The organism is Corynebacterium aurimucosum (assembly GCF_046895345.1).
GTDB lineage: Bacteria > Actinomycetota > Actinomycetes > Mycobacteriales > Mycobacteriaceae > Corynebacterium > Corynebacterium aurimucosum_G.
The window spans coordinates 2,272,198-2,284,056 of record NZ_CP160096.1 but is presented as its reverse complement, the minus strand read 5'-3'; the positions used below and the strand labels follow the sequence as shown (position 1 = coordinate 2,284,056).

Annotated in this window: 11 protein-coding genes; 1 reads left to right on the top strand and 10 read right to left on the bottom strand. The window is 60.3% G+C overall.

The window, feature by feature from the left end; all coding sequences use genetic code 11:
- Positions 1-138 precede the first annotated feature (138 nt).
- From ABZS45_RS10790 to ABZS45_RS10780, 3 genes are read right to left on the bottom strand one after another with little or no spacing between them, the layout of a single operon-like run.
- Entirely contained in the window at positions 139-927 is a 789-nt protein-coding gene (locus ABZS45_RS10790; RefSeq protein ID WP_412099811.1) for a zeta toxin family protein, read from the bottom strand.
- Positions 928-930: 3 nt separating this feature from the next.
- Positions 931-1,194, bottom strand: a complete 264-nt coding sequence (locus ABZS45_RS10785; protein ID WP_039672841.1) for a hypothetical protein — start codon at positions 1,192-1,194, stop codon at positions 931-933.
- Between the two features lie 30 nt (positions 1,195-1,224).
- The gene (locus tag ABZS45_RS10780) at positions 1,225-2,634 is read right to left on the bottom strand and encodes an aldehyde dehydrogenase family protein (protein WP_412099810.1); all 1,410 of its coding nucleotides are present in this window, start codon (positions 2,632-2,634) and stop codon (positions 1,225-1,227) included.
- 151 nt (positions 2,635-2,785) lie between these two features.
- Between ABZS45_RS10780 and ABZS45_RS10775 the strand changes: the two genes are divergently transcribed.
- A complete protein-coding gene (locus ABZS45_RS10775; RefSeq protein WP_412099808.1) occupies positions 2,786-3,706 on the top strand; it encodes a helix-turn-helix domain-containing protein in 921 nt (306 codons plus the stop codon).
- 86 nt (positions 3,707-3,792) lie between these two features.
- Here the strand turns inward: ABZS45_RS10775 and ABZS45_RS10770 are convergent, their stop codons facing one another.
- From ABZS45_RS10770 to ABZS45_RS10740, 7 genes are all read right to left on the bottom strand, one after another.
- Positions 3,793-5,280, bottom strand: a complete 1,488-nt coding sequence (locus ABZS45_RS10770) for an NAD-dependent succinate-semialdehyde dehydrogenase (RefSeq protein WP_070444607.1) — start codon at positions 5,278-5,280, stop codon at positions 3,793-3,795.
- 9 nt (positions 5,281-5,289) lie between these two features.
- Entirely contained in the window at positions 5,290-6,075 is a 786-nt protein-coding gene (locus ABZS45_RS10765) for an HpcH/HpaI aldolase family protein (protein WP_412099807.1), read from the bottom strand.
- The gene (gene hpaH, locus ABZS45_RS10760; RefSeq protein WP_046648741.1) at positions 6,060-6,845 is read right to left on the bottom strand and encodes a 2-oxo-hept-4-ene-1,7-dioate hydratase; all 786 of its coding nucleotides are present in this window, start codon (positions 6,843-6,845) and stop codon (positions 6,060-6,062) included. The genes ABZS45_RS10765 and hpaH overlap by 16 nt, the downstream gene beginning before the upstream one ends.
- Before the next feature lie 160 nt (positions 6,846-7,005).
- On the bottom strand, positions 7,006-8,082 hold the full coding sequence (gene hpaD / locus ABZS45_RS10755; protein WP_070521828.1) for a 3,4-dihydroxyphenylacetate 2,3-dioxygenase: 1,077 nt from the start codon (positions 8,080-8,082) through the stop codon (positions 7,006-7,008).
- A 49-nt stretch (positions 8,083-8,131) separates the two neighbouring features.
- The gene (hpaE, locus tag ABZS45_RS10750) at positions 8,132-9,646 is read right to left on the bottom strand and encodes a 5-carboxymethyl-2-hydroxymuconate semialdehyde dehydrogenase (RefSeq protein WP_412099805.1); all 1,515 of its coding nucleotides are present in this window, start codon (positions 9,644-9,646) and stop codon (positions 8,132-8,134) included.
- A gap of 16 nt (positions 9,647-9,662) precedes the next feature.
- Entirely contained in the window at positions 9,663-10,325 is a 663-nt protein-coding gene (locus ABZS45_RS10745; protein WP_412099804.1) for a GntR family transcriptional regulator, read from the bottom strand.
- The gene (locus ABZS45_RS10740; protein ID WP_412099803.1) at positions 10,322-11,797 is read right to left on the bottom strand and encodes a fumarylacetoacetate hydrolase family protein; all 1,476 of its coding nucleotides are present in this window, start codon (positions 11,795-11,797) and stop codon (positions 10,322-10,324) included. Before ABZS45_RS10740 ends, ABZS45_RS10745 begins: the two co-directional genes overlap by 4 nt.
- Positions 11,798-11,859: the final 62 nt, after the last annotated feature.

Below are 11,859 nucleotides of genomic sequence, written 5' to 3'. Positions count from 1 at the left end.
TAACCTACACATTGAACTTAAATTCAACGCAGACGACATCCTCAGCCTGCTCGACCTCGCAGACCGCCAGCTCGCCAGCAGCCGCTTTGACACGAAGCTCTCACCGCCTACCGGGCGCGCAGTTCCACGGGCACAGCCTTAAAGCTTGCGGATACGCTCTGCATCAGCCACGAGGTTTTGCGTGAGCTTCTCAGCTTCAAGCCCACTCAAGTCACAGCTGTCGAAACGGGCCAGCCAGTCGGCACGAATGGCGGGGGAGTCGAACCAGGTTGCGCGCTCAGCCTCAATATCCTCAATGCCGCTCAAGGTACGGCCGTCGCGGCTGCGGATCTCGAGGTCGTCGACAAGCGGGGCAATCGCTTGAAGCCCTGGGACGATGGCTTTAAAGCCCGACGTGTGGGAAACCTCATTGGTCCAGCGCGGGTAGCGGCTCACGCGCTGCGCCTCCAGGTAGCGCTGGACGACGCCCAGCCTGGAGACCTCCTGCGCCACCGCCAAGCCCACGATCCTCACGCGGAAACCCGCGGAGCGAAACTTGGCTATCTCACCCGCGATGAATTCCGGGTTAGACAGCGTGTTCTCAATGATGAGGGAGTGCCCGTGCTGCCGACCATATTCAATCAGCGAGGACATCCAATAGGGCACCGGTCCATTGGTGAGCACGTCCATGCGCAGGGGGTCGCGCTCCATGATCTCGTCGAGGGCGGGGTGCAGCTTCCGAACCTCATCGGAATCAAGGACCGCGTGACCATTCTTTACAGATTCAATAGCCGTTGATTTGCCTGACGCTGGCTGCCCCGCCACATAAATGACCTCTGGAACAGCCGGACCATGAGCATTCGACCGACCAAAATAGCTAGTTTGCAGAGTCCTTAGCCGTTGCTCCATGACCTGCGGATCAACGGGGAAGTCAGCGGCGGAAAGCATAGGCTATGCCGCTTTGTGCTCGGAGGAGAGGGCTTCAAGCCGCTGCGCAAAGAGAGCCGCAGCGGCGCGGATGGCTTCAATGTCGGTTGAATCAACACCACTGACCATGTCCTCTACCAGCCAATTCTGACGAATCCACCATTGTGATTCAACATCGTTGCCTGCTTCAGCGGCCCTAGTGAGGTAGGCAGCTTTCAGCGAGGACGCAACCTCCTTCATGGCGTCGAAGGCTGCGTACTCGATCTCCGGGACTTTGGCGGTGCTCATGGCGCTAAGAATAGCAGCGCCATGGTGGTTTTAGCCGTTGATGATCTGCGGGTACGCCAGGCCCTTGAGGCCCTCGGTGCCGAACTCCACGCCGTAGCCGGAGGACTTGATGCCACCGAAAGGCACGCGCGGATCCACGGCACCGTGGGCGTTGATCCAGGTGGTGCCAGCCTCCAGCTGCGCGGCGACGTCCAGAGCGCGCTCACGGTTGGAGGACCACACGGAGGAGCCCAAGCCCACGTCAAGCTTGTTGGCCTGCTCGATGGCCCAATCCAGGTCTGTGTACTTCACAATCGGCAGGGCAGGCCCGAACTGCTCCTCGACGACCAGCGGGTTATCCGGGTCGATGTCCGCCACCAGGGTGGTGGGGTAGAAGTAGCCCGGCGCGTCATAGTCCGGGTCGCCGCCCAGCAGTACGCGGGCGCCGGAATCCTTGGCGGCGTTGACGAGCTTGTCCACGATGTCGAACTGCTGCTTGTTCTGCAGCGGGCCGAGCACGTTCTCTTCCTCGAGGCCCACGCCCATCGGGGAGGCCTTGGCTACCTCGACGAGGGCTTCGCAGACGGCGTCGTAAAGCGATTCCGGCACGTACAGGCGCTTCATTGCCGCGCAGGTTTGTCCAGTGTTGATGAACGCGCCCCAGAAAAGGTCGCCGGCGATGGCGGCTGGGTCGGCGTCGTCAAGCACGATGCCCGCATCGTTACCGCCGAGCTCGAGGGTGAGGCGCTGCAGGTTCGCCGCAGAGGACTCGACGATCTTCTTGCCGGTCGCAGTGGAGCCGGTGAACATGATCTTGTCGATGTCGGCGTGAGTGGTCAGCGCTGCGCCTACCGCGCCGTCGCCGGTGACAACCTGCAGGACGCCTTCCGGAAGCACGGAATTAAAGACCTTGATGAGCGCCAGGACGGACAGCGGGGTGTACTCGGAGGGCTTGACGACGACCGCGTTGCCCATACGCAGCGCTGGCGCAATCTGCCAGATGGTGATCATCATCGGCCAGTTCCACGGGCCAATAGCACCGACGACGCCGAGCGGACGGTAGTTAACGGTGGCGGTGATGTCATCATCGACGGCGGTGTAGTTAGGGTGCTCGAAAGAAGCGGTAGCATTCAGCCAACCAGAGCAGGCACCGACCTCGAAGCGGGCGTTCGGGCCGTTGAGCGGCTTGCCCTGCTCACGGGAGAGCAGCTCCACGAGCGCCTCTGCGTTAGCGTCGATGGCGGCGGCGGCCTTGGTGAGAAGCTCGCAACGCTCTTCGTCGCTGAGCTTGGCAAAGTCCTTCTGGGCAGCACGTGCGGTCTCAACTGCTGCGTTGAGGTCTTCAACGGTGTTCTCTGGGGCGCGGCCAACAACCTCACCGGTGGCGGGATTGAGGATTTCGCGGCCGTTTTCATCCGTGATGGCGTCGAGCAGATCAGCGTAGGTGGCGAACTGAGTCATGAGATCTCCTTGTAAAGAAGTCGAGGGCCCCGCGAACAAAGCCCAAAGGAACTTTTGCTCGGTATGTTACCTGTACCACACGATGCCGCTTGACTCTGCGTGCATACAATTTGTCCACAAATGTGTGAGCTCTCACGATATGATCCCAGCTATGTCTGCTTCAGCCGTTGAGCATTTCGATATCGCGTCATGGCGCACCGCGTCATCCGAGTCTTTTGGCCAACTCGACGTGGACACTGAGGATCCCTCTTCCTTTCACGCCACGCTGCGTTCAACGAAGGTGGGAGATATTTCCCTCTTCGATATGTGCACGTCGCCCCACACGGTGAACCGATACAAGATTTCTACCGACGAGGCTCCCTTTTGCAAGCTCAGCCTGCAAATCACCGGATCCTCAACCATGAGCCAGGACGGGCGAACCTGTGAACTGCGCCCAGGGGACCTGGCTCTGTACGTAACCCAACGGCCCTACACTCTGCACTATCCGGAAGAGCAAAACACCCTCATCGTGCACTTCCCGCAGAGCTTTCTCGACATTTCACCAGCGCAGATCCAACGCCTCACCGCGAACCCCATCTCACGCTCACACGGCCTGGGTGCGGTGGCTGTGCCCCTCTTTGAACAGTTAGCCAAGAACCTGGATCTACTCAAGGGGCCACACGCCACGGCCCTGGTCCGCTCGGCTCTCACCATGTTGGTGTCGGTTCTCTCCTCCGACGTGGCCGGAGAACCCTCTGCAGGCACACTCCTGTTTAACCAGGCCATCGCCTACATAGAGAAGAACTTGGGCGACCCCGAGTTAGGCCCCAGCACCATCGCCCAAGCACTCTTCGTGTCCGTGCGCCACCTCCACGCCAAGTTCTCCGAGCAGGGACTCTCGGTAGGCAGCTATATCAGAACTAGACGCCTAGAACACATCCGCAGAGACCTCGTGGACCCGCGGTACTCCGAGGAATCAATCAGCCACATCAGTGCCCGCTATGGCCTGCACGATCCCTCGCACCTCTCGCGCATCTTCAAGGCGGAGTATCACAAGTCACCGAGTGCATACCGTGCAGCGGCTAGCGGTTAACGCAGGCGAGTTTGTCTAAAACGCCAATGCTGGCACCTCCCACCTAGGAGATGCCAGCATTGTCAGCGGCTAAATTAATGCACTAGTTATGCATTCGCGTACGGGTCGCGCATAGCGATGTACTGCAGCGAGGTGTACTCATCCAAGCCCTCGGCGCCGCCCTCGCGGCCCATGCCGGACTGCTTGACGCCACCGAATGGGGCAGCGGCGTTGGAGATGACGCCGGCGTTGAAGCCCATGAGGCCGAACTCGAGGCCGTCACCGATGCGCCACATGCGGTCGGAGTCCTCGGTGAACACGTAGGAGGCCAGGCCGTACTCCGTGTCGTTAGCAATCTCAATCGCTTCCTTCTCATCGGAGAAGGTCAGGATCGGAGCAATCGGGCCGAAGATCTCTTCCTGTGCCACTCGAGCATCACGAGGAACGTTCGTCAGGACGGTCGGGGCGTAGAAGTAGCCCTTGCCCTCACCCGGCTTGCCGCCGACGATGGCCTTGGCGCCCTTCTCCACGGCGTCGTCGACAAGCGCGGTGATGTTATCCAGCGCCTTCTGCTCCACGAGCGGGCCACAAGTAACACCCTCATCGAGGCCGTTGCCCACCTTGAGCTCACCGATGCGCTTGGCGAATTTCTCCGCGAACTCATCCGCAACAGACTCGTGAACGATGAAGCGGTTGGCGGCGGTGCAGGCCTCACCGATGTTGCGCATCTTGGCGCCCATTGCGCCCTCGACGGCCTGGTCAATGTCGGCATCCTCAAAGACGATGAACGGAGCGTTGCCGCCCAGCTCCATCGAGGTGCGCAAGACGTTATCGGCAGCTGCCTTAAGCAGGGTCTTGCCCACCGGGGTAGAACCGGTAAAGGAAACCTTGCGCAGACGGGAATCCGCCATGATCGGCTCAGAGATAGCAGACGCAGACTTACCGGAAACCACGTTGACCACACCGGCAGGAACGCCGGCATCAATCATGGTCTGTGCGAAGTACTGGGTGGTCAGCGGGGTCAGCTTGGCGGGTTTGACCACCATGGTGCAGCCAGCGGCGATGGCCGGTGCAATCTTGCGGGTAGCCATAGCCAGCGGGAAGTTCCACGGGGTAATAAGCAAGCACGGGCCCACCGGCTTGCGACGGGTCACCATGCGCAGGGTGCCCTCCGGCGCCGGCAGGGTACGGCCGTAGTCACGAACGGCCTCCTCACTGAACCAGCGCAGGTACTCAGCGCCGTAAGTAACCTCACCGTAGGACTCTGCCAGCGGCTTGCCCATCTCCAGTGTCATCAGCGCAGCGAACTCGTCCTTGCGCTCCTGCACCAGGTCAAAAGCACGGCGCAGCAGGTTGGAGCGCTCGCGAGTGGACGTGCGTGCCCACTCATCCTGCACGGCGCAGGCAGCATCCAAAGCCTTCTTCGCATCCTCAGAAGTAGCAGACGCAAGGGTGGCGATGACCTCACCGGTCGCCGGGTTGTCCACGTCGAAAGTGGAGCCATCGGAGGCGTCTACCCACTCACCGTTAATCAGCAAGCCAGTCGGAACCTTGGCCAGCAGCTCGTCAATATTGACCTTGTTGTTTTCACTCATGGTTCTTTTTTACCCTCCCAAATGGAATTTGTCTGCCAGTTGACGTGCCGCACCCGAAAGAAGTTGAACATCCGCTCCAACCAGGGCAAATGATGCGCCAGAAGCCATGTATTTCTGGGCTTGTTCAAGGTTGAAGGCGTTGACGCCTACCTTCTTTCCGGAAGCGCGGACGGCTTCAAATGTGTGATTGACCGCCTCGAGTACATTCGGATGGGTCTGCTGGCCCAAAAGCCCCATCGAGGCCGCCAGGTCCGAGGGGCCGACGAAGATGTTGTCCACACCTTCAACAGCCACGATCTCTTCCACATTCTCCACCGCGGTCGCAGACTCGATCTGCACTGTGAGGCTCACCGTGTCCGACGCGTTGGCGAGGTAGTTCTCCACGCCATTCCAGCGCGAAGAGCGGGCCAGTGCCGAGCCGACGCCGCGCACACCGCGGGGAGGGTAGTGCATGGCTGCAACGGCCGCTTCCGCTTCCTCGGCAGTATCAATCATGGGCACCATCAGATTCTGTACACCCAGGTCAAGGTACTGCTTAATAAGCGCAGTGTTGTTTACGGGCACGCGAACCACACGCGTGAGGCCATAGGCATCGGTGGCACGCAGTAGGGAGAGGATGGTCTCCAGACCATAGGGCGAATGCTCGCCGTCGATAAGCGTCCAGCTAAAACCAGCCGAGGCAATGATCTCCGCCGCGGCCTCCGAGCCGGAACAAATCCAGGCGCCAACGAGCGGCTGCTCGGCCTTCGCAAGAACGTCCGCGAAAGTGGGCGGCAACTTTACTGGAATCGGCATGTGATGGACCCCAACTTTCCATAGTCTGCGTGGACGGTATCGCCCGGTTCAACCCACATGGGCTTGGTGAAGGAACCGGCCAGGATGATGTCACCGGCGGCGAGACTATCGCCGTGCGCATGAAGCTTGTTGGCAAGCCAGGCCACGCCCATTGCCGGATGGTTGAGCACGGCCGCAGCCACACCGGTATCTTCAATCGACTCGTTGCGGTAGAGCAGTGCGGATACCCAGCGCAGATCGACGTCCGCGGGATCCACCGGGTTGCCGCCGTAGATCATGGCGCCGAGGGCTGCATTATCCGAAATGGTGTCGACAATAGTGCGGCCTTCCATCTCGATGCGGGAGGAGAGGATCTCCAGAGCAGGGACGACGTACTCCGTCGCGCGCAGCACGTCGAAGATACTGCAATTCGGGCCCTTCAGTTCCTCCTTGAGCACGAAGGCCAGCTCGACCTCGATGCGAACATTCGAGAACTGCGCATGCTCGATGGTGGAGCCGTTCTCATAGACCTGGTCTTCAAAGATGGCGCCGTAGTCTGGCTCGGTGATTCCCGTGGCTTCCTGCATAACCTTGGAGGTCAGGCCAATCTTACGGCCGACGAGACGACGCCCGTCTTCGATGCCGCGGCGCACCCACTCGCGCTGCACCGCATAGGAATCCTCGATGCTCATCTCCGGGAAACGGGCTGTCAGCAGCGGAACCATTGACCGGTCCTTTTCGGCCTGCGCCAGTTCATCTGCAATAGCGATGTGCTGTTTTTCATCCAGCATGTACTTCGCTCCTTAAGGTGTTGTAGAACGTATCTGTTCTGTTTAACAGGTTTGTTGAACCTGAAGGTTTCACGTGAAACGACAACGCGGCCCCGCGTTATGTGCGCTTGCTTCTCGACGCCACGGGGCCACGTTCATCAACCTGAGTACTTAAGCCGTTTTAGAGCTGGTGTCCCAGCTTGTACTCGCCCTGCTTCCACTCCGGCATTTCTTCTGCATCTTCCTTACGGGTGTAGGAGAAGCCGTCCGCACCAATAGTGGCCTCCAGTTCAGACTCGTCCTCGCGAGCGACCAGCGGCACCGGGTTGCCGTCCAGGTCAAGGACGGTGGAACCGTCACGGTACCAGGACGGAACAACCGGGGTTCCCCACCAGTCACGGCGCTGGTTATCGTGAACATCCCAGGTCACGACCGGGTTATCCGGGTCACCGGTGTAGTAGTCCTGGGTGTAGATCTCCACGCGGTGGCCATCCGGATCACGCAGGTAGAGGTAGTACGCGTTGGAGACACCGTGGCGGCCTGGGCCGCGCTCAATGCGGTCGGACTCGCGCAGCGCACCCAACTTGTCACAAATCGCGATGATGTTGTGCTTCTCGTGGGTAGCGAAGGCAATATGGTGCATACGCGGGCCATCGCCACCAGTCATGGCGGTGTCGTGCACCGTCGGCTTGCGGCGCATCCACGCAGCGTATACGGTTCCTTCCTCATCGCGGATGTCTTCGGTGGTGCGGAATCCGAGCTCCTCCATGTACTTCACAGCGGAAGGAACATCCGGGGTGATCTGGTTGAAGTGGTCGAGGCGAACCAGCGCGCCAGGGATGTGGGCGTCGTATGCCCAGGCAAGACGCTCGACGTGCTCTACCTCGTAGAAGAACTCGTACGGGAAGCCCAGCGGATCCTGGACACGGACGGAATCACCGATGCCCTTGACAAAGCCATCCTTGTTGCGGCGCACCTCGCATCCGCGCGCCTTGTAGAACTCCTCCGCGAGGTCCAGATCCTCCGGGGAACGGACGCGGAAGGAGAATGCAGCGACTGCGGCGACGGGGCCTTGGCGTAGCACGAGGTTGTGGTGGATGAACTCCTCGTAGGTGCGCAGGTAGATTTCGTTCTCGTTTTCCTCGGTCACGACGAGGCCGAGGGTGTCAACGTAGAACTTTCGAGATGCAGCGAGATCGGTAACGATGATCTCCATGTAGGCGCAACGCAGAATGTCGGGGGCCTGAATGTCAGCCATGATGGCTCCTTAGATAGAAGTAGTGGTGGGGGAGAAGAGAGTGGACGTCTTAGTCCTGCTTGCCAAAGACCGGGTTGTGTACCTTGTCCAGGTTGATGTGGACAGCCTGCTGATCGGTGTAGAAGTCGATCGAGCGGTAGCCGCCCTCGTGGCCCAGGCCGGAAGCCTTGACGCCGCCGAACGGGGTGCGCAGGTCACGGACGTTATTGGAGTTGAGCCACACCATGCCGGCCTCAACGTTCTGGGCAAAGTTGTGGGCGCGCTTCAGATCCGAGGTCCAGACATAGGCGGCAAGTCCGTACTTCGTGTTGTTGGCCAGCTCGAGTGCTTCTTCATCGGTATCGAACGGGGTGATGGCAACGACGGGGCCGAAGATCTCTTCCTGGAAGATGCGTGCATCCGGCTTGACGTCAACAAAGACGGTCGGCTGAACAAAGTTGCCTTCCTCGAAGCCTTCTGGGCGCTCGCCGCCGGCGGCCAGGGTGGCCTCCTGCTTGCCGATCTCGATGTAGGAGGTGACCTTTTCGTAGTGCTCCGGGTGTACCAGGGCACCAACCTCGGTGGTCGGATCGGAGGGCAGGCCCACCTTCACGCGCTTAGCCTGTGCGGTGTAGCGCTCCACGAACTCATCGTAGATATCCCGCTGAACCAGGATGCGGGAGCCGGCGGTGCAACGCTCACCGTTGAGGGAGAAGACGCCGAAGATGCAAGCATCGATCGCGGTCTCCAGGTCAGCATCGCTGAACACGATGGCGGGGGACTTGCCGCCCAGCTCCATCGACAGGCCCTTGAGGTGCGGGGCCGCGTTGCCGAAGATGATCTGGCCAGTGCGGGACTCGCCAGTGAAGGAAATCAGCGGAACATCCGGGTGCTTGACCAGCGGGTCGCCGGCGTAACCTTCCTCGCCGAAGCCGTTGACCAGGTTGAAGACACCCTTCGGGAGGCCGGCCTCCTCGAAGATGCCTGCCCACAGCTGTGCGGACAGGGGAGTGAACTCAGCCGGCTTGAGGACGACGGAGTTACCGGTAGCGATGGCCGGGGCGAGCTTCCAAGACTCCAGCATGAACGGAGTGTTCCACGGGGTAATCAGGCCCGCCACGCCGATCGGCTTACGGTTGACGTAGTTGATCTGGCGGCCGGGTACCTTGTAGGCGTCGTCAGCCTGGGCGACGATCAGATCAGCGAAGAAGCGGAAGTTCTCCGCAGCACGCTTGGCCTGACCGTTGGCCTGCGTGATGGGCAAGCCGGAGTCGAAGGATTCCCACGCGGCAAGCTTGTCTGCGCGAGTCTCAACAATGTCGGCGATCTTATTCAGAACACGGGCGCGCTCACGCGGCAGTGCCTTGGCCCATGGGCCGTTCTCAAAGGCATCCTTAGCGGCAGCAACCGCCTTGTCAATGTCCTCCGGCTTACCAGACGCGGCCTTGATATAGGCCTTGTTGGTTACCGGATCGAGGACCTCGAATTCCTCGCCGTCAATCGACGGGACAAACTCGCCGTTGATGTAGTGAAGAATCTTCTCTGGAAGGTCGGTGGGCTTAGCAGCATCGTTGTTGATAGCCATGAGTGCTTTGAACTCCTTAATCGTTTTTCTTGCGATAGGTGTTGAGGGTGGTCAGTCGGTGTTGCCTGGCCACTTTTTCTATGTAGGCGGGTTCGGCGCCAGCCTCGATGAGGCTGAGCAATTGCTCGTGCTCACGCGTTGACTCTTGGGCTCTCTCCGGCACGTAGCGAAACGTCGAGACGCGGTGGTATTCCAATTGCCTCCATTGGTCCACCACCAAGTCCTTCAACCTTTCATTCGGGCACTTGGAGAAGAGAACGCTATGAAATTCCTTGTTGAGCTGGGTGAATTCCTCTGGATCGTGGTGGATATCGAGCTCCCGCATTCGCTGGTTGATCTCCCGCGCTCGGGCAATATCCTCCGCATCGAGATACGGGGCGGATTGGGCCGTGGCATTTGCTTCTAGCGTGGCCACGATGTCCATGGATTCGTAATAGGCCTCGCGGTTGTAGGTAGTCACGCTGGCACCGACGTTGCGCTCGTAGGTGACCATTCCTTCCGCTTCGAGTTGCCGGATGGCTTCGCGGACGGGAACTACGCTGATTCCCAAGTCATCCGCGATTGCGGCCAACACGAGGCGGTATCCGGGTTCATACTCGCGAGTACGAATCTTTTCACTTATCCAGTTATAGGCCTGTTGAGACTTACTTTCCCCAGCTGTTAGTACGGGTTCCGTCATTGACCACCCGCCTTTCCATCACGGAACGCGATGTAGGCTTCCTTGTTCGCCCCGGTCGGCGGGAAAAGGCCATCCAAGCTGGCGCCCGTCTCCACCTGGGAGGCAACCCACTCATCCTCGTGCTCCTTGGCCAGGGCGGCCTCGGCGACCTCGGCGGCGATGTCGCGGGGGATCACCACGACGCCGTCATCGTCGCCGACGATAATGTCACCAGGAAGGACGGTGGAGTTACCGCAGGAGACCGCGATATCGCTATCCCACGGGACATGCTTGCGTCCGAGAACGCAAGGGTGCGCGCCCTGGGTGAAGACGGGAAGGCCAATCTCCTTGACAGCCTCGTAGTCACGCACGCCGCCATCGGTGACAACGCCGGCAGCACCGCGCACCTTAGCGCGCAGCGCCAAGATGTCACCGAGCGTTCCGGAACCGGATTCCTGACGGGCCTCGATGACGATGACCTCGCCTTCCTTGACGGTGTCGAAGACCTTCTTCTGCTCGTTGAGGCCACCGCCGTGGGACTTGAACAGGTCCTCGCGGCCGGCCACGAAGCGCAGGGTGCGGGCAACGCCCACCATCTTGGTTCCCTTAGCCTGCGGGTACACGCCTTCGATCACGGACTGGTTGATGCCGCGCTTGCGCAGCTGAGCGGACAAGCCGGCGGTCGGGGCCTTCTCCAAGGCCGCCTTGAGCTCGGGATCGAGGCCGACCGCATCCTTAGGAGGAAGGCCGGCGGATTCGCGGTCACCGTAGGCGTCCTCGCGCTGCTTATCATCCACGTAGGGCAGGTTGCCAAGCTGCGGATCGAAAGAGGCGGGGACCTCCTTCACGGTGGTCTTCAACCTGCCGGAGCTCACGCCTCCTGGCACGTCAACTTCGACCTCAACGACGTCACCAGGCTCGATGACGGAAGATCCAGCCGGGGTGCCGGTGAGGATGATGTCACCGGTCTCCAGTGTCATGTGCTGGGAAAGGTCGGCCACAAACTGGGCGAGCGGGAAGATGAGGTCTTCGTCGGAGGACGTACCCTCTTGGACAACTTCTCCGTTGACCCACGTGCGAAGGCGAAGGCCCTTGGGGTCGATCCCCTGGGCGTCGATAAGCTCCGGCCCAATGGGGGTGTATCCATCGCGGGACTTGGAACGGGTGTTGGAGCCCTTGTCCTGCACCTTGTAGTCATACAGGCCAATATCGTTCGAGGCCGTTACGTATGCAACGTGCTTCCACGCATCCTCGAGCGATACATTGCGGGCCGGAGTGCCGATGATGAGTGCGATTTCACCTTCGAAGGCCAGCAGTTCGGTTCCTTCGGGGCGCTCGACAATCCCGTCCGACTCAGCCAGCGTGCTCGTCGCCTTGAGGAAGTAACTCGGGGTCTTGGGCCAGCGACCGCGCTGTGCCGCGCGGGACTCAAAGGCCACATGGACAGCGATCATTTTGCCCGGTTTTACCGGCAAGAACTCAGGTACAGCCATGAAGAATCCTTAATTGTGAACAAATCCTTGCCCAGATCGTATATTATCCTTAGCACCACCGC

Coding starts and splice junctions, on each gene's coding strand:
- ABZS45_RS10780 (WP_412099810.1), bottom strand. CDS start 2,634: ATGACTCAGTTCGCCACCTACGCTGATCTGCTCGACGCCATCACGGAT.
- ABZS45_RS10740 (WP_412099803.1), bottom strand. CDS start 11,797: ATGGCTGTACCTGAGTTCTTGCCGGTAAAACCGGGCAAAATGATCGCT.
- ABZS45_RS10785 (WP_039672841.1), bottom strand. CDS start 1,194: ATGAGCACCGCCAAAGTCCCGGAGATCGAGTACGCAGCCTTCGACGCC.
- ABZS45_RS10765 (WP_412099807.1), bottom strand. CDS start 6,075: ATGCCGATTCCAGTAAAGTTGCCGCCCACTTTCGCGGACGTTCTTGCG.
- ABZS45_RS10775 (WP_412099808.1), top strand. CDS start 2,786: ATGTCTGCTTCAGCCGTTGAGCATTTCGATATCGCGTCATGGCGCACC.
- ABZS45_RS10770 (WP_070444607.1), bottom strand. CDS start 5,280: ATGAGTGAAAACAACAAGGTCAATATTGACGAGCTGCTGGCCAAGGTT.
- ABZS45_RS10790 (WP_412099811.1), bottom strand. CDS start 927: ATGCTTTCCGCCGCTGACTTCCCCGTTGATCCGCAGGTCATGGAGCAA.
- ABZS45_RS10745 (WP_412099804.1), bottom strand. CDS start 10,325: ATGACGGAACCCGTACTAACAGCTGGGGAAAGTAAGTCTCAACAGGCC.
- hpaD (WP_070521828.1), bottom strand. CDS start 8,082: ATGGCTGACATTCAGGCCCCCGACATTCTGCGTTGCGCCTACATGGAG.
- hpaH (WP_046648741.1), bottom strand. CDS start 6,845: ATGCTGGATGAAAAACAGCACATCGCTATTGCAGATGAACTGGCGCAG.
- hpaE (WP_412099805.1), bottom strand. CDS start 9,646: ATGGCTATCAACAACGATGCTGCTAAGCCCACCGACCTTCCAGAGAAG.